Origin of the sequence: Bradyrhizobium sp. 521_C7_N1_3, from assembly GCF_052075975.1 — a bacterium.
In the GTDB taxonomy this organism is placed as follows: domain Bacteria; phylum Pseudomonadota; class Alphaproteobacteria; order Rhizobiales; family Xanthobacteraceae; genus Bradyrhizobium; species Bradyrhizobium japonicum.
In genome coordinates, this window is the sequence record NZ_CP197232.1 from 4585228 (window position 1) to 4602260 (window position 17033).

Annotated in this window: 19 protein-coding genes and 1 pseudogene; 18 read left to right on the forward strand and 2 right to left on the reverse strand. The window is 61.3% G+C overall.

Going from position 1 to position 17033, the window contains the following annotated elements; all coding sequences use genetic code 11:
• Positions 1 to 90 precede the first annotated feature (90 nt).
• Both AB7008_RS20960 and AB7008_RS20965 read left to right on the forward strand, forming a co-directional pair.
• Positions 91 to 393 (forward strand): hypothetical protein, encoded by a 303-nt coding sequence (locus AB7008_RS20960; protein ID WP_038959840.1) that lies wholly within the window; start codon positions 91 to 93, stop codon positions 391 to 393.
• Positions 394 to 413: 20 nt separating this feature from the next.
• Complete coding sequence (locus AB7008_RS20965; protein ID WP_157789259.1) at positions 414 to 563, forward strand: hypothetical protein; 150 nt, start codon at positions 414 to 416, stop codon at positions 561 to 563.
• Between the two features lie 41 nt (positions 564 to 604).
• On the opposite strand, the gene AB7008_RS20970 is transcribed toward AB7008_RS20965, so the two are convergent.
• Positions 605 to 1057 (reverse strand): PPC domain-containing DNA-binding protein, encoded by a 453-nt coding sequence (locus AB7008_RS20970; RefSeq protein WP_038959841.1) that lies wholly within the window; start codon positions 1055 to 1057, stop codon positions 605 to 607.
• Positions 1058 to 1062: 5 nt separating this feature from the next.
• Positions 1063 to 1623, reverse strand: coding sequence for a type 1 glutamine amidotransferase domain-containing protein (locus AB7008_RS20975; protein ID WP_038959842.1), 561 nt, complete (start codon positions 1621 to 1623; stop codon positions 1063 to 1065).
• Positions 1624 to 1765: 142 nt separating this feature from the next.
• On the opposite strand from AB7008_RS20975, the gene AB7008_RS20980 reads away from it, so the two are divergent.
• The 16 genes and pseudogenes from AB7008_RS20980 to AB7008_RS21055 all read left to right on the forward strand — a co-directional run bounded on the left by AB7008_RS20980 (position 1766) and on the right by AB7008_RS21055 (position 16936).
• Complete coding sequence (locus AB7008_RS20980; protein WP_038959843.1) at positions 1766 to 2533, forward strand: SDR family NAD(P)-dependent oxidoreductase; 768 nt, start codon at positions 1766 to 1768, stop codon at positions 2531 to 2533.
• A 125-nt stretch (positions 2534 to 2658) separates the two neighbouring features.
• Entirely contained in the window at positions 2659 to 3093 is a 435-nt protein-coding gene (locus AB7008_RS20985; protein WP_038959844.1) for a PPC domain-containing DNA-binding protein, read from the forward strand.
• Between the two features lie 14 nt (positions 3094 to 3107).
• Positions 3108 to 3311 carry a hypothetical protein gene (locus tag AB7008_RS20990; protein WP_080584260.1) on the forward strand — a complete coding sequence of 68 codons (204 nt, stop codon included), beginning with the start codon at positions 3108 to 3110 and terminating at the stop codon, positions 3309 to 3311.
• Between the two features lie 492 nt (positions 3312 to 3803).
• Positions 3804 to 6356: an excinuclease ABC subunit UvrA gene (gene uvrA / locus AB7008_RS20995; protein WP_441259452.1), complete on the forward strand. Its 2553-nt coding sequence runs from the start codon at positions 3804 to 3806 to the stop codon at positions 6354 to 6356.
• A pseudogene (locus AB7008_RS21000) lies at positions 6353 to 6979 on the forward strand (cysteine hydrolase family protein). Before uvrA ends, AB7008_RS21000 begins: the two are co-directional and overlap by 4 nt.
• A 230-nt stretch (positions 6980 to 7209) precedes the next feature.
• The gene (locus tag AB7008_RS21005; RefSeq protein WP_259224642.1) at positions 7210 to 8286 is read left to right on the forward strand and encodes a flavodoxin family protein; all 1077 of its coding nucleotides are present in this window, start codon (positions 7210 to 7212) and stop codon (positions 8284 to 8286) included.
• A 68-nt stretch (positions 8287 to 8354) separates the two neighbouring features.
• Positions 8355 to 9314 (forward strand): cation diffusion facilitator family transporter, encoded by a 960-nt coding sequence (locus AB7008_RS21010; RefSeq protein WP_212094302.1) that lies wholly within the window; start codon positions 8355 to 8357, stop codon positions 9312 to 9314.
• A 412-nt stretch (positions 9315 to 9726) separates the two neighbouring features.
• Positions 9727 to 10611 (forward strand): hypothetical protein, encoded by an 885-nt coding sequence (locus AB7008_RS21015; protein WP_038959849.1) that lies wholly within the window; start codon positions 9727 to 9729, stop codon positions 10609 to 10611.
• Between the two features lie 912 nt (positions 10612 to 11523).
• On the forward strand, positions 11524 to 13311 hold the full coding sequence (locus AB7008_RS21020) for a thiamine pyrophosphate-requiring protein (RefSeq protein WP_038959850.1): 1788 nt from the start codon (positions 11524 to 11526) through the stop codon (positions 13309 to 13311).
• Positions 13312 to 13319: 8 nt separating this feature from the next.
• Positions 13320 to 13547: a hypothetical protein gene (locus tag AB7008_RS21025; protein ID WP_038959851.1), complete on the forward strand. Its 228-nt coding sequence runs from the start codon at positions 13320 to 13322 to the stop codon at positions 13545 to 13547.
• 81 nt (positions 13548 to 13628) lie between these two features.
• A complete protein-coding gene (locus AB7008_RS21030) occupies positions 13629 to 14180 on the forward strand; it encodes a DUF4142 domain-containing protein (protein ID WP_038959852.1) in 552 nt (183 codons plus the stop codon).
• Positions 14181 to 14271: 91 nt separating this feature from the next.
• Positions 14272 to 15270, forward strand: a complete 999-nt coding sequence (locus AB7008_RS21035) for an SDR family oxidoreductase (RefSeq protein WP_283843905.1) — start codon at positions 14272 to 14274, stop codon at positions 15268 to 15270.
• An 84-nt stretch (positions 15271 to 15354) separates the two neighbouring features.
• Positions 15355 to 15723: a hypothetical protein gene (locus tag AB7008_RS21040; protein ID WP_259224643.1), complete on the forward strand. Its 369-nt coding sequence runs from the start codon at positions 15355 to 15357 to the stop codon at positions 15721 to 15723.
• Between the two features lie 37 nt (positions 15724 to 15760).
• Positions 15761 to 16066: a hypothetical protein gene (locus AB7008_RS21045; protein WP_212094305.1), complete on the forward strand. Its 306-nt coding sequence runs from the start codon at positions 15761 to 15763 to the stop codon at positions 16064 to 16066.
• Positions 16067 to 16175: 109 nt separating this feature from the next.
• A complete protein-coding gene (locus AB7008_RS21050; RefSeq protein ID WP_441261225.1) occupies positions 16176 to 16577 on the forward strand; it encodes a response regulator in 402 nt (133 codons plus the stop codon).
• A complete protein-coding gene (locus AB7008_RS21055; RefSeq protein ID WP_038959855.1) occupies positions 16574 to 16936 on the forward strand; it encodes a response regulator in 363 nt (120 codons plus the stop codon). The genes AB7008_RS21050 and AB7008_RS21055 overlap by 4 nt, the downstream gene beginning before the upstream one ends.
• The last annotated feature ends 97 nt before the right edge of the window (positions 16937 to 17033 follow it).

The window sequence follows — 17033 nt, forward strand, 5'->3', positions numbered from 1 at the left end:
ATCGCACCAGAGTTGAGAGACATCCCGAAATTGGAACTGGCAGCCCTTCTCAGTCTTAAAACGAATATTCCAATAGACGGGAGCAACGACATGCCTCGTGGCGACAAGTCAAGTTACACGGACAAGCAGAAGCGGCAGGCCGAACACATCGAAGAGGGTTATGAGCACCGCGGGGTTCCGGAGAAGGAAGCCGAGCGGCGCGCCTGGGCGACCGTCAACAAGGAAACCCACGGCGGGAAGAAGAGCGGCTCGGGTCGCGCCACGAAGGAAGATCATTCGCCGTCCAGGAAGGGTGGCCGATTGGGCGGCGCAGCATCGGCCAAGCGGCCGGCGTCGGAGCGTTCGAGGTCCGCCAAGAAAGCGGCCAAGACCAGAAAGCGCCGTGCGGCGTAGGTCACCGAAAGGAGAGCAAGATGGGCCTCGAAGCCGTCTTTTTCCTTGGGGCGCTTGTGCTCCTCACGGCGCTGATCTACGGCGTCCTCAGCTATCGCTATCGAGATCGGGCGTTGGATCGCGTGGCCGAAGAGGTCACGCGCGAGAGGTATCGAAAGAACGAAACCTAGTGCGACGCGTCGGTCTGTTCGACGTCGCCCACACCGATCCGTCACGTCTTTCCTTTCGCGATATCGATCAGCGCTATGCCGAGATCTGGCTTCTTCTTGCGTCTGAGGTGTGCTGGCGTGTCCGTAATGACGACCTCGAGCGTCGGTCGAACCTTTCCTTCGAGAAGGTGACCGCCGCGGGTCGAGCCGTCGGCTAGACCCAGGACCACATGGACGTGGAGGCTCGCCTTTCCGTCGTCGCCAACCGCGATATCGCCGATCGCGCTCAGCACCTCGCACTGCTCCGCAACCTCGATCTTCTTATAGGTCTTCTTCTCGAAGTCGAACCAGCCAACGGTCGCCCTTTCGAAGGCGCCGATGGCCGTGAGCGACGCCGCCGTGATGCCGGCGTCGTTGGCGAATTTCGTAAGTGTCGTGAATGCTTCCTCGCCGGATTCCAGGATTGCGACACGGGTCTCCGAGCCAGCCTCGCCCGATATCTTGGCGCTCTTCATCGTCGTCAGGCCGCGGTGCGCTGGGTGTGTCGACCTTCCTTGACCTCTTCCGCGATTTTGGCGCAGAAGGCCTCGAGATCGCCCGGGTTGCGGGAGGTGATGACGCCCTGGTCGACGACGACCTCAGCATCCTCCCACGTCGCACCGGCATTCGCGACGTCGGTCTTGATCGACTTGAAGGATGTCATCTTGCGACCTTTCGCGATTCCAGTCTCGATGAGAAGCCAAGGGGCATGGCAGACGGCCGCTACGACCTTCTTGGCATCGAATATATCCTTGATGAACTTCAACGCCTTCGGCTCGACGCGTAGAAGATCCGGATTGATCTGCCCGCCAGGCAATACGATCGCGTCGTAGTCGGCGGCCGATGCTTCGTCGAGAGTCTTGTCGACTTTCACGGGCCGACCCCAATCTTTCTTGTCCCAGCCCTTGATCTCGCCTGCGGCGAGCGAGATGACATCGACCGTCGCGCCAGCCTTCTTCAAGCGCTCCAGCGGCACTTCCAGCTCGGCCTGCTCGAAGCCGTTCGTGGCGAGAATGGCGATCTTTTTGCCGGTCAGATCCATGAGTCCAATCCTTCGTTTCGGGGTTTTGTCCAACAATCGATCGTCTCGAACATCGTTCCTGAAAAGGTAGATCGGGCGGGAATTAAGGACCCGATCGTCGCGACGACGGTTATGAGGATTGAAAGCAGCGGGAGAGTTTCGCATGGTCGACAGGTTCCACGGCAAGGTCGTCATCGTCACGGGAGCGGCTTCCGGTATCGGAGAAGCTACGGCGCGCCGCTTCGTCGCGGAAGGCGCGAAAGCGGCGCTGATCGACCGCGATGAAGCCTCACTTGAAAAGGTGGCCAACAGCCTGCCCGCCGACCAGGTCATGGTTCAGACGGCCGACGTGTCGGATTCGCGTGCCGTCGATGGAATGGTCGCGGCCGTCATCGGCCGCTTCGGACGGTTGGACGTCATCGTGAACAACGCCGGCGTCCATGAAGGCGGAGATCCGGCTTCAATCACCGACGAGAAATGGCGGAAGGTGATGTCGACCGACATCGATGGCGTGTTCTACGGCTGCCGCGCGGCGCTGCCCCACCTCGAAAAGACCAAAGGTTCGATCGTGAACACGGCGTCGGTCTCTGGAACCGGCGGCGATTGGGGCATGAGCCCCTACAACGCGGCGAAGGGCGCCGTCGTCAATCTCACGCGTGCCCTCGCCCTGGACCTCGGCAAGAAGGGCATCCGCGTGAACGGGGTCTGTCCGAGTCTCACCCGTACGGGCATGACGGAAGACATGATGGACGACAAGAAGCTGCTGACGAAGTTCGCCGAGCGGATTCCGTTGGGCCGCGTCTGCGAACCGCAGGAAGTCGCCGCCGTAATCGCGTTCCTGGCAAGCGACGACGCGAGCTTCATGACTGGTGCCAACGTCGCGGTGGACGGGGGCGTATCCGCCTCCAATGGACAACCGCCTCAAGAATAGCCGCGCAGCGCCGGTCGTCGTCTCCTTTGCGTGCGCCGTGTCGTTGAAGCGTGAGAGATGCCGATCTCGGCCACTTGACCGGACCGAGCATCGCACAGCGGATATCACAACAGCGAGATTTTTGGATGAAATCGAAGGCGATTAACGGCGGCGTCGAGCGGGTCTTTGTCTTCATTCTGGATCAGGGCGAGGAGGCCTTCGAATCCATCACGGAGTTCGCCAATCGCGAGAATATTACCGGCGCTTCGGTCTCGGCGATCGGCGCTTTTTCACAAGCGAAGGTCGGCTGGTTCGAGTTTGCCGCCAAGACGTTCAAGCCGATCGAAGACAACGAGCAATGCGAGGTGCTGAGCCTGCTCGGCGACGTCGCGCAAGGCGATGACAGCAAGGCCGGCCTGCATCTTCAATCTGTGCTCGGCCTGCAGGATGGCACGCTGCGCGGAGCCGACCCTCTGTCTGGATCGGTGCAGCCAACGCTCGAGGTGACGATCACGGAAACCGTGGTTCATCCGCGCCGCAAGAAGCGGCCGGATCTCGTTATCGCGCTGATCAGCATCTAGTCGTAGGAGGCAACATGTACGCACTTTTTGAAGGCGAAAGACAAATCGGTAACCCGTTCGCGACGGAAAAGGAGGTCTGGGAGGCGGCCTTGATCGAGGGGCTCGTCACAGATGTTCCGGTCGCGGACGAGGAAGGCGGCCAGCTCCTTCCGGCCAACTATCATGTCAAACAGGTCGATGAAGGGGCGCATCCACGCGGGGTGAAACGGCGCTCCTGATGGAGCGCGAGTGATCAGGCGTTCGCAGGCCGCGAGGGTGGCCAACCCGAATTTGGCGGTATCGGCCAGCGCGTTCGACACGATCGATATCGCCAGCCCGCAGAGTGAGTGTTTTGCAAGTGTAGTCCGCCAGTCGGCACGCTACCAAGCCAATACTCCAGCGGCGCGCCGCGCTCGCGTAGGTCGTACAGCCCGATTTTTCAGAGGCAATTGTGCATTAGCGAGGCGCCAGGGTGACCTGCTCGAGTTGTGTACTGGAGAGGGCTGCTTGCGCAGGCAGTGTCATCGTGGTCCACGCGATAACATCGTGGCGCGAGCTGCATACGGAGATGGCTCATGGACTTGTCGACCAAGTATGGGAACAGAAAAATGCGCCTATCCGGCGATCGTTGGAACGAACCAGCGCGATTGGCAATGGTTCCAAGTGACCGCGCGAGTGGATCATTGGGATTTCGGGCCCGTTATCTGCCTTAACGGTATTGGCGGCGATTGATGGACGACAAGGTTTACAAGCTGGAACAGGGCGCGGGGCAACCCGCTCGCGGGTTTGTCAGGGTGCGCGGTGCGCGCGAGCACAATTTGAAGAACGTCGACGTGAACATTCCGCGCGACGCCTTGGTGGTATTCACCGGCGTCTCCGGCTCGGGAAAATCATCGCTGGCATTCGGGACGCTGTATGCGGAGGCGCAACGACGATATCTCGAATCTGTCTCGCCCTACGCCCGCCGCCTGTTCCATCAGATGGCCGTGCCTGAAGTCGACGAGGTCGAGGGTCTGCCGCCGGCTGTCGCGCTGCAGCAGCAGCGGGGATCACCCACCACGCGATCCAGCGTCGGCAGCGTCACGACGCTGTCGAACCTGATTCGGATGCTCTATTCGCGTGCCGGCGACTATCCGAAGTCGCAGCCGCTCCTTTATGCCGAATCTTTCTCGCCCAACTCGGCGGAGGGAGCCTGCCCGAAGTGTCATGGTCTCGGTCGCGTCTATGATGTGACCGAACGATCCATGGTACCGGACGATACCCTCACCATCCGCGAGCGCGCTGTGGCGGCATGGCCGACGGCATGGCACGGCCAGAACCTGCGCGATATCCTGACGACACTCGGCTACGACATTGATAAGCCGTGGCGCGAGCTTCCCAAAAAGGCGCGAAACTGGATCCTGTTTACGGACGAGCAGCCCACGGTTCCGGTCTATGCGGGCTATGACTTGAAGGAGGTCCAGCGGGCTTTGCGGCGGAAGGAAGAGCCAAGCTATCAGGGCACCTTCACCGGCGCCCGACGCTACGTCATGGAGACATTCGCCAACACGAGCAGTGCGATGATGAAGAAGCGGGTGGCGCAATTCATGCTAAGCACCGAATGTTCGGTCTGCCATGGCAAGCGGTTGAAGCCCGAGGCGCTGTCCGTCAAGTTTGCCGGCATTGATATTGCCGATATGGCACGCGTGCCACTGAAGCAGCTGGCGACGCTGATGCAGCCTTATGGCGACGGCAGGGCTGGCCACCAAAAGGCTCATCCGGAGAAGGCGATCGTCGTGCAGCGAATTGCGCAAGATCTGAGCGCCCGGCTTGGCGTGTTGCTAGACCTCGGTCTCGGCTATCTCACGCTAGAACGGAGCACGCCTACCCTGTCTCCGGGCGAACTCCAGCGCCTGCGTCTGGCGACGCAGGTACGCTCCAACCTGTTTGGCGTGGTCTATGTGCTCGACGAGCCGTCCGCAGGGCTCCATCCCTCTGACACCGAGGCACTCCTCCGTGCGCTCGATAGGCTGAAGACGGCGGGAAATTCGCTCTTCGTCGTCGAGCACGAACTGGACGTCGTGCGCCACGCGGACTGGATCGTCGACGTCGGGCCCGATGCGGGCAGGCATGGCGGCGAGGTCCTTTACAGCGGCCCGATCGATGGACTGAAATCCGTAGAAAGATCGCGCACAGCAAAATATCTGTTTGGTCAGGCTGTTCCACCCCAGCAAAAGGAGCGTACGCCGCAGGGATGGCTCAAGCTGAGCGGCGTCACGCGCAACAATCTCAGAGCTATCGACGTCGCATTCCCGTTGGGCGTATTGACGACGGTCACCGGCGTATCGGGCTCGGGCAAGTCGAGCCTCGTCAGCCAGTTTCTCGTCGAGGCGCTGAGTCTGCATTTTGGCCAGTCCCATGCGCCGGACGATGACGACGAAGATGCCCTTGAACGCGCCCCGGTCGAGACCTCGATCGGCAACATCGCTGAAGGGCTCGATCGCCTGAAACGTCTGGTCGTCGTGGACCAGAAGCCGATCGGTCGAACCCCGCGCTCCAATCTGGCGACTTACACCGGTCTCTTCGATGACGTGCGAAAGCTGTACGCGCAGACGAACGAGGCACGCCGACGCCGGTTTGATACCGGGCGATTCTCCTTCAACCTGCCGAAGGGGCGCTGCCCCACCTGCCAAGGCGAGGGTTTCGTCTGCGTCGAGCTGCTTTTCCTGCCGAGCGTTTATGCGCCTTGTCCACAGTGCCAGGGTGCGCGTTACAATCGGGAGACGCTCCAGATCAAGCTCAAAGGCAAGTCGATTGCCGACGTTTTGGGAATGACGGTCGATGAGGCCCATGCATTCTTCGTCGAGAATGCCAAGATTGCGAGATCGCTCGATGTGATCCGGCAAGTCGGCCTCGGTTACATCCGTCTTGGGCAGCCGGCGACGGAGCTTTCGGGCGGCGAGGCGCAACGGGTCAAGCTCGCCACAGAACTTCAGCGCGCCCAGCGGTCCGGAAGTATCTATATCCTCGATGAGCCGACCACGGGCCTGCATCCATTCGACGTCGAGAAGCTGATCGTTCAGCTCGACGGACTGGTGGAAGCGGGGAGCACCGTGATTGTCGTGGAGCACGACATGAGCGTCGTCGCTGCAAGCGATTGGGTGATTGATATTGGGCCTGGTGGCGGCGATGAGGGAGGGCAGGTCGTCGCAGCGGGACCGTCGGCGGAGGTCGCGCGGCACAAGTCGAGCCGCACGGCGTCCTATCTGGCGCGGGCGCTGGAAGAATATCGGTCGGGTCGATGAGAAGCAGCAAGTCCGAGGTGGTCAAGATCCAGGATGCCGTGCACCTCTGCATCGATATGCAGAATATCTTTGCGCCAGGCGGCCTCTGGCAAACGCCCTGGATGGAGAGGGTCCTGCCGACGATTGTGGAGATCGTCTCGCGCCATCAGGACAGGACGATCTTCACGCGCTTCATCACGCCGCAGGAGCCGGAAGATCGCCCCGGACAGTGGTAAACCTATTTTCGGCACTGGCGGCAGGCAACCCGCAGCCATCTTCCACCATCGGCTCTCGACATCGTGCCGGCGCTGACGCACTACGTTCCTCCGGCGCGCATCGTCGACAAGCCGGCTTATTCTGCATTCAGCAATCCGCACCTTGCGGGCCTGCTGGTCGAAAAGAGCATCAGTACAGTGGTAATATCGGGCGCGGAAACCGATGTCTGCGTGCTCTCGACGGTGCTAAGCGCCGTCGATCTCGGCTTCAGGGTCGTGATCGTCGAGGACGCGCTGTGCAGCTCGTCCGATGTGGGTCACGATGCGCTCATGACGATGTACCGCACCCGCTTTCATGGTCAGGTCGATCTCGTGACGGCGGAAGAGCTGGCCGAGTTCTGGCGGGAAGGTGCAAGGCCTGCAGCGTAAAGGCTGCACGCGCCGGGAACAGGTCAGATGTCAGCGCGTACCGATGCGTTGATGTCGCGGGCAGAAACCGGAAAAATGCGTCACGTTCATCGTCCCCGTTGTGTCCGGTTGTCACCCGGCGGTGCGTTGCGTCAACGTTGCCAGGGCGTCTTGGTTGCACCACGCAAGCTTGGAACCGCGCTTAGCGCCTCGGGTTGGTCGAGTCGCACCGATCTCCCGAGGAGGCCAGCATGACGGAAGTCGACGTTCGCAAGGGGATGCCGCCCGTCAAGCTGTCGCGTGAGGAATTCGAGAGCCGTTACAGGAGCCAGTTCGTCGATCCTGCCTTCGCCCCGCTTAAGCGGGAACTCGATGCGATCGTCGGGGCTGCCTGGGATGCCTATAGCTTTTCGCGCAAATCACCAGTGACGCGGAAGGCGGGTGTGGGGTTCGCCGACCCTGACTACGATCTCGCCGTTGACTGGCTGGCGACGCGTACCGCAATCCTCGAGGCACAGCGCCGGCACGACGACGCTGGCGCGCCGCCGCGTATCCTCGTCATCAACGGCTCGGCGCGCAGCGAGCACACCTGTCCGGGCGAGATGTCCAAGACCTGGCGAATGGTGAAGCTCGCCGAGCCCGTCTTCGTCGAGATGGGCTTTGCCGTCGACATCTTGGATCTCTCCCGCCTGACCTCGGAGTTTGGCAAGAATATTCATCCCTGCAAGTCGTGCGTCTCCACCGCCATGCCGCTCTGCCACTGGCCGTGCAGCTGCTATCCCAACTATTCGCTCGGTCAGACCAGCGACTGGATGAACGAAATCTATCCGCTCTGGGTGGCCGCCCACGGCATCCTGATCGTGACGCCGGTGAACTGGTATCACGTGCCGGGCGGCCTCAAGGCGATGATGGATCGCCTGGTCTGCGCCGACGGGGGCAACCCGGATCCGACATCGACGCACGGCAAGAAAGCCGCCGAAGCCAAGGCGCTCGAACTGAAGGGCTGGCCCTATCCGCGTCATCTCGCCGGCCGCCATTTCGGCCTCATCGTTCACGGCGACAGCGTCGGAGCCGAGGGCGTGCGTCGAATGTTGTCCGACTGGCTGACCGATATGCACCTGAATTCCGCCGGCCGCTTCGGTGAGACGGACGGCTATATCGGCTATATGGAACAATATGCGACCTCTCACCGAGAACTGGACGAAGACCGCGCGTTTCAGCAGGAAGTGCTGAATACAGCCAAGGCGCTGGGCCGTGCTGTCAAGCTCGCCCGCAGCGGTCGGTTTGAGGACCCGGGGGCCGAACTCTCGGATCCGGATCCGAAATGAGCAGCGACATGCCTGTCGCTGCCAATGGCCGCGGGTTGATCGCGGTCGTCAATTGAGGATGTCATCGGGTGAGCAAGACGGCGGAAGGATCGTCGAAGACTATCGTCTATGCCGCGCTCGTCGGCAACCTCCTCGTTGCCATCACCAAGATCGGAGCTGCTGTCTGGACCGGAAGCTCGGCGATGATGAGCGAAGCCGTGCACTCGGTCGTCGATACCACCAATGAGGTGCTGCTGCTTTACGGTTACCATCGCGCGAGCCGTCCGCCCGATGAATCCCATCCGCTTGGCCACGGGCGCGAGCTGTACTTCTGGAGCTTCATTGTCGCTCTGTTGATTTTCGCGTTCGGAGCGGGCGTCTCACTCTATCAAGGCGTCCTCCACGTCACCGCGCCGGAGCCGATCGAAGATCCCATCGTCAGCTTCATCGTGCTCGGCATGTCCTTTGTATTCGAGGGTATCTCGTGGCTTTTCGCCTGGCGGCGCTTCCGGTCGGAGACCTCGCGTTTCGGGTGGTACGAGGCCTTCGTCCGCAGCAAGGACCCGCCCGCCTTCATGGTGCTGCTTGAGGACAGCGCGGCGCTGGTCGGCATCGTTATTGCGGTTGTCGCGACCGCAGCTGCGGTGTTGTTCGCCCAGCCGATCTGGGACGGTGTCGGCTCGATCTTGATCGGCATTCTCTTGGGCATCACCTCCATCGGGCTCGCCAGGGAGAGCAAGAGCCTGCTCATCGGCGAACCCGCTCATTCAGATCTATCACGATCCATCCTCGACATCGCGCGACGGTCACCCGGCGTGCTCCGGGCCAACGGGCTGCTGACGGTGCAACTGTCGCCGGCCGAGGTCGTCGCGGCGCTGAGCGTCGAGTTCGCGGACGACAAGCGCGCCGATGATATCGAGCGGTGCGTCATCTCGATCGAGACCGAGATACGCAGACAGCATCCGAGCGTCGCGGCTCTCTTCATCAAGCCGCAGACGAATGCGCGGTATCACGCCGTTCGCGCCAAACGCTGGGGTACGGGCGCCTGAAACACGTTGGTCAGGAACCGAGCACGCCATGCTGAGTCGACTTATGTTGATGGCTGTTGCCTGTCCCAGCGATCATCGTGCGAAAAGGCGCATCGGCGTAGCATTAACGGCACCGGCTCGCGGTGTCTTTCCAGGCCCGATGAAACCTGACGCCTCTGTCCGGGGCGCCCCGTCCGGACGGGAGCGACAGCTGAAGCGACCCTGCAGTCCTTCCGATGATTACTCGGTCATCGGGAAACGCGGCCTTCCTTGATTACAGGCGGCAGATTGTGGTCCAGCAAGGAACCTGATCGCGTGCCTAGCATTGAAGTCGCGAAGAGGAGGACTTCACATGAATGGGATCATCTATCTCGTAGGCCTGATCGTAGTCGTCATGTTCATCCTGTCGCTGCTCGGTCTTCGGTAAGACGCCATGACCATTGAACCGCTCTCCGGGATCGAAACCGAGGCTCTCCCAGCCACCGGCCTGACCGGGCCGTGGGGGTTGCAGTGGACGTCCGTCATTGTCGGAGCCTTCGCCGCGACGGCGTTGTCGCTGATCCTGATCTCCTTTGGAACAGCGCTCGGTCTAGGCATGGCCTCCGCTGCGCCGACCTGGAGGGATGCCTCCGTTGCGCTATGGCTGTTGTCGGGTGTCTACCTGATCTTCCAATCCCTTATCAGTTTTGGCTGCGGCGGCTATCTTGCCGGGCGCGTCCGGCCACCCTACGCTTCGGCGACCGACGACATCGAGACGCGCGACGGATTGCACGGCGTTGCTGCCTGGGCGCTGGCGGTCTTGATCGGAGCCGTTCTAACCGCGTTAATAGTCGGTGCCGCAAACCGTCCTTCCGCAACTACGCAGCCGCCGTCGGCTACCGAACCATCTGTCCTAAGTTACGAGCTCGACCATCTTTTCCGTGCCCCTCGGCGGCCGCCGAACGTTGATCTGACCGGTGAGCGCGCTGAAGCCGCGCGAGTTCTGGCAACCGCTTCGAGCCACAGCGGGGTCCTTCCCGAGGATCGCGCCTATCTTGTTCAGCAGGTCACGGCGTTGACCGGGCTGGCAGCGCCGGAGGCCGAAAGGCGAGTAGATACAACGTTGGCCAATGCCAAGAGCGCGATCTCAAGGGCTCGTGCGGCGAGCATTATCATTGCCTTCTCGACGGCTGCAGCATTGTTATTCGGGGCTGTCGCGGCTTGGGCCGGCGCAGAGGCCGGAGGCCGGCATCGCGATGGCGAGCCGATTGCCGAATGGATGGCCCATTCTAATCGCTGGCATAAAAGCCGTGTCGGGGGTCCCCGACCTCTGCCGTAGCAGGCAATGGGGCCTGCTTATCAACAATCAACTCAGTCGCACTCGACACAACGCTGCCCACGACCAAATCTCAGATTGAGATGGGGGTAAGCGACCGAAAAATGCGACGCGAGTAAATCGATTGCAAGCAACTCAGCAAAGTGGCTTGTGCGGCAGGCGCCGTGACGTTCAGCATCATCGACGCGGCACGCCGGTTCTTAGGAACGTTCGATAAAGCTTCGGTTGATTAGCATCAACGTTAAACGGAGTTGAAAAATGCGAAAGGCAATTGTCTCGATGGCTGTATGTACGTTGCTTGCCGGTGCGTCGATCGGTTTGGCCCACGCGCAGGCGGGCGGCGGAGCAGGCGCTGGCGCGGGTGCTAGCGCTGGAGCCGGCGCAAGTGCAGGAACAGGCTCCGGGGCCGGTAGCGGATCTAGCGGCGGCACAAGTGGCACAGGCAGCGGTGCTGGCACTGCGGGTGCCGGATCCAACGGAGGTCAACAGCGGCCAAGGCGGCCCTCAAAATGTTCGTCCGGGCAGAAGCCAAGATCCAACCGGTCGCTAACATTCCGGCTTAAGGCCTGACAACGAAAAATGGGCTGCCGAGCTCGGCAGCTTGTTTCTTTTCATTGTCTTCAAGTTCGCCAGAACCGACACATCAAGACGCGCATTACAGCCCTTCAGCGACGTTGTCTGACCGCATCCTTGATCCTAAGCCGAACCACGGTCTCATGAGAGGGGCACGGGCGCTTCGAGTGCGAACCGATGTTGGGCTTTATACCCGGTTCCCAAAATGGAGTGTCGGTGGGAACGCAGGAACCAGGCGCGTGCCCGACGTTAAACGGCTCAGCAATCCGCCAGGCGCGCAGGAACATCATCCGAAACGCGCCGTTCTCCGTGTTCGAACAGGAAAGCGGGAGTTGCCCCACAATGTCCCAGACCGTCTCCGACTTCATTGTCCAGCGTCTGCATCAGTGGGGCGTCCGCCATATCTTCGGCTATCCCGGCGATGGCATCAACGGCGTTTTCGGCGCGATGAACCGGGCGGAAGCAAAGATCAATTTCGTACAGGCCCGGCACGAGGAGATGGCCGCGTTCATGGCCAGCGCCTATGCGAAGTTTTCCGGCGAGCTTGGCGTCTGTATCGCCACATCGGGGCCCGGCGCCTCACATCTCATCACTGGTCTCTACGATGCGCTCCTGGATCACCAGCCGGTGCTGGCGATCGTGGGCCAGCAGGCGCGAAACGCGCTTGGTGGGAGCTATCAGCAGGAACTCGATCTCGTCTCGATGTTCAAGGACGTCGCGGCCGCGTATGTCGAGCAGGCGGCCTCACCAGCTCAAGTACGCCACCTGATCGATCGCGCCGTGCGCATCGCGCTTGCGCGCCGCGCCCCGACCGCGATCATCCTGCCAAACGACCTGCAGGAAGAACCTTATGAAGGGCCGCCCCGTGCGCACGGCACCCTGCATTCCGGCGTTGGCTACGATGCCCCGCGCGTGATACCGCGGGAGCCCGAGCTGGATCGCGCCGCGGAGGTGCTCAACGCCGGCAAGAGGGTCGCGATGCTCATTGGGGCCGGCGCGCTGCACGCGACCGACGAAGTGATCGCGGTCGCCGACCGCTTGTCCGCCGGCTGCGCCAAGGCACTGCTCGGCAAGGCGGCGCTGCCCGACGATCTGGCGTGGGTGACGGGCTCGATCGGCCTGCTCGGCACCGAGCCCAGCTACAACATGATGATGGATTGCGACACACTGTTGATGGTTGGCTCCGCGTTCCCGTATGCAGAATTTCTGCCGAAAGAAGGTGCCGCGCGCGGCGTACAGATCGACATCGATGCCGGCATGACGTCGATCCGTTTCCCCATGGAAGTCAGCCTCGTCGGCGATGCCGCGGAGACGTTGCGGAGCTTGCTTCCGCGGCTCGCGCCCAAGAATGACGGCGCCTGGCGCAAGGGCATCGAGGACGACGTGGCCAAATGGTGGAAGACGCTGGACGACCGCGCCCATCAGCCCGCAGCTCCCATCAATCCGCAGCTGGTCGCCTGGGAACTGTCACCGCGCCTGCCCGAGCGCGCCATCATCACCAGCGATTCCGGCTCCTGCGCCAACTGGTTTGCGCGCGACCTCAAGATCCGGCGCGGCATGATCGCCTCGCTCTCCGGCGGCCTCGCCTCGATGGGCACCGCGGTGCCTTACGCGCTCGCCGCGAAATACGCCCATCCGGAGCGACCAGTGATCGCACTGGTCGGCGACGGAGCCATGCAGATGAACAACATGGCCGAATTGATCACCGTGGCGAAATACTGGCGGTCCTGGCGCAATCCGCGTTTTGTCGTCTGCGTCTTCAATAACGAAGACCTCAACCAGGTGACGTGGGAACAGCGCATCATCAATGGGGACCCCAAGTTTGAGGCCTCGCAGCAGATTCCGAACGTGTCCTATTCGCGGTTTGCCGAGATGATCGGTCTCACCGGCATTTTCGTTGACAGCCCGCAAGTTCTGGGCTCCGCCTGGGAGCAGGCGCTGGCGAGCGAGACGCCGGTCGTGCTGGAGGTGAAGACCGATCCCGAGGTGCCGCCGCTCCCGCCGCACATCACGTTGCAGCAGGCCAAAAACTTCTCGCTCGCCCTGATGAAAGGCGACCCCAATGAGAGCGGCGTCATCATGGGCGCTGCACGGCAGGTGCTGGAAAAGATCATGCCCGGAAACGAATGAGGTGAACCATGAGCGATTTCCGCGACATTCAGCATGGCGTCAACGATCCCGTCGACGGCGTCGACGTGAAGCGCCAGGTCAATACCAACCAGACGCCGCACGAGCGGGCGCAGCATCATGCCGATGTGCGCGCTGTTCCTTCGGCCTCGCCGTCCGAGCCATTTCTGCCGGAGCGATTGCGGCGGAAGCCGACTGATCCGATCAATCCCCGCACCGGTCGCCATCCGACGGATTAGGAACATCGCTCCCGGCGCCGTGTTGATCGGCGCAAAGATCGCGCGGCTCGCAGCCGCGCGTCCAATCAGAGGGCCCGAACTATGAAACGTACAATTATCGCCGCAGCCTGCGTGCTTCTTGCAGGACCAGCGCTCGCCCAGTCGCTTGGCGAGAAGACCGGCGTGAACTCGGCGCTCGGTGTCGCGCCGACGACTGCCGATTTTGTCAAGGAAGTCGCCGTCAGCGACATGTTCGAGATCGAATCGAGCAAGCTCGCGGAGCAGAAGGGCAACGCGCAGGAGAAGAGCTTCGCTCAGCAGATGGTGACGGACCACACCAAGACCAGCAGTGAGCTCAAAGCTCTCGTCAGCGACGGCAAGGTGCAAGCGACACTGCCCGCCGCGCTCGACAGCTCGCATCAGAGCAAGCTGGACAAGCTGAAAAGTGCTGCGGGCAAGGACTTCAATTCAGACTTTGACTCCTATCAGGTCAGCGCGCACGAGGACGCCATTTCGCTGTTCGATCGCTACGCGAAGGGCGGCGATAATTCCGCGCTGAAGGACTGGGCCGGCAAGACATTGCCTGCCTTGCGCCACCATCTCGACATGGCCAAGGAGCTCGGCAAGGCGCCGAGCGTCGGACAGTCGAAGTAAGCCTTTCCGAGGGCGTCGGCGCTGCCGGCGTCCTCGGTTAGCAACAATGCTCCTCTCCGCTAGTTGAGACTGCAAAGTCGCGGAGGCATTCATGGCTGATCAAGACAAGACTTCAGTATCCCGCCGGCACGTCGTCCACGCTGCGAGCGCCGCGTTCGCCGCTGCTTCGCTGGCATCCTCTACAGCGAAAGGAAAAACGATGGCCCAGCAGGACCTGATCGACCCCGTCACCCGCTACCCGAAGCCGCCGTTCAAGAAGCAATCGCAAGCCTGGCCCGGCCTCGCCGGCAAGATGGAGCCGCAACCGGACCATGGCGAGACCAGCTACAAGGGTTCCGGGCGGCTCGCCGGCCGCAGGGCGCTGATCACCGGCGGAGATTCCGGCATGGGCCGGGCGGCCGCGATCGCATATGCGCGCGAAGGCGCGGACGTCGCGATCAACTATCTGCCGGCGGAGGAGCCCGACGCGCAGGAGGTGATCGCGCTGATCAAGAAGGAAGGCCGCGCCGGTCTTGCGATCCCCGGTGACCTCAAGGACGAAGCTTTCTGCAAGAAGCTGGTCGAGCAGGCCGTGCAGGGCCTCGGCGGGCTCGACATCATCGTCAACAACGCCGCTCGCCAACAGACGCGCGCTTCCATCCTCGACGTCTCGTCGGAAGATTTCGATGCGACCATGAAAACCAACATCTACGCACCGTTCTGGGTCATCAAGGCGGCGCTGCCGCATCTCAAGCCCGGCTCCTGTATCATCGGCACGACATCCGAGCAGGCTTACGATCCCTCGCCCGATCTCTACGACTACGCGCAGACCAAGGCGGCTACGATGAACTACGTAAAGTCACTGGCCAAGCAGCTCGCTTCCAAGGGCATTCGCGTCAACGGCGTTGCGCCAGGGCCAATATGGACGCCGCTCCAGGTTTCAGGTGGCGCCACGATGGAAAAGCTTGAAAAATTCGGCGGCATGACTCCGCTTGGTCGTCCGGGCCAGCCCGCCGAGCTCGCCTCGATCTACGTGCAGCTTGCCGCGGCCGACGCGAGCTACGCAACGGGGCAGGTCTATGGCGCGGCTGGCGGTTCGGGACAGCCGTAGTCGCCGATAGCTGAGTCAGAAGCCATCACCGGCTCCCGAGCTTTACAAAACTATCATGGAGAACATTTCCTCACCGGTGGACTGATGGCGCCCGCAACCATCAAACCCACTTGGATCGAAACCGTAATCGCCGATGTGATCGCAGCTCATACCGATGATGACGTTGAGGATGCCGCGGAGGCACTCACCTGGGGCGCCAACGAACACGTGCTGCTGGCGCTGGCGGCGGGCTGGCTCTACGCCGCGATGGCCATTATTGACCAAAGGCGACACCACAGGCTCTGGGAGCCCTGTGATTCAAATAAAGTAGTGAGACATTGTGCGCTGCGCCACGAAGCGACAACACCCGACACTTACTTGAATGCAAACATAACCGTGGGCCTGCCCCCGATCTTATCAGACTGGACGGGGTTAAATTGCCAAGTTTTCCCGATCCTGCTTACGTGCTCTTAGTTGTTGGTGGGGTACAACGGCGGGATAGGTTCGCCCAATGCCTACAGAAAAAAAGCAAGAAGACCGCCGGGTCTCATTCGAGCATCCATTGCCCGCGCACATGATGGCAATCGATGGCACTTGGCGCCGCGCTTGCACGCTTAAGGATGTTTCGGACGCCGGAGCGAAACTTCACGTCGAGGCCTCGATTGAGGGATTGACCCTCAATGAGTTCTTTCTTCTGCTTTCCTCCATCGGACTTGCCTATCGCCGTTGCCAGCTCGTTCGAGTAAACGGCCAAGAGCTAGAGGTCAGCTTCCTCCGTCAAAAAGCCAGGACCAAGAAATCCTCTAATCGGGCCTGAACCGTCGTTCGGAGATTGCCAAATTTTCCCGACTTCTGGGGAACTATTGGCTTGTGTGCACTTTGTAACGTCCTGTGCACGTCTGGCCTGGGGGAAGACTTTGACCGAAATGCTACCGATAGTCCTGCTCGTAGAAGATGACGATGCGATCCAATGCATTGTCGAGGATGCATTGAGGGAGGGGGGCTTTGAGCCCGCCAGCGCCAAGTCGGGCGCGGAGGCGGTGACGCTGCTCAAGAGTCGGCTCGCTGTATACTGCGCTCTTGTGACTGATATCAATCTGTTAGGAAACCTAAACGGCTGGGATGTCGCGCGGGCGGCGCGCGAGGTCGATCTCCATTTTCCAGTTGTCTACATATCGAGCGCAGCAGCCCACGACTGGCCTGCTCTAGGCGTTCCCAATAGCATAATTCTTCAGAAGCCGTTTGCCCCCGCGCAGCTAACAACGGCGGTCTCTCGCCTTAACGAGCGCTCGGCGGCCGATTTAGGCAGGGGTGGAGGCGACACATGACGCAGGCGTCGATACTCCTCGTGGAAGATGAGGCCCTTATTCGAATGATGCTCGTCCAGATGGTAGAGGAACTCGGACATACGGTCATCGCTGAAGCGGGGAGCGTAGATGATGGGCGATCTGTTGCACAGATTGAGGGATACGATCTGGCGATCCTCGACATCAATTTGGATGGCATGAGCGTCAGGCCCGTTGCCGAAGCAGTAAGGAGCCGAGGGCTGCCTTTCTTTTTCTTGAGTGGTTACGGAAGCAGCGGCGTGCCGCACGGATTTGAAGGAACGACCGTCTTAGCCAAACCATGTACGCTGGATAGGCTGAAGGACACAATCGATGCTGTTCTACCGATCGGAAAAACTTAAAACGCGCAAGACAAGCGTTGCGGACTATCGTAGAATTTTTAGTGCCTAATGACGGCTTGCCGCCCAAGTTGTCCAGGGCACGAGGTCTGGCATGTAG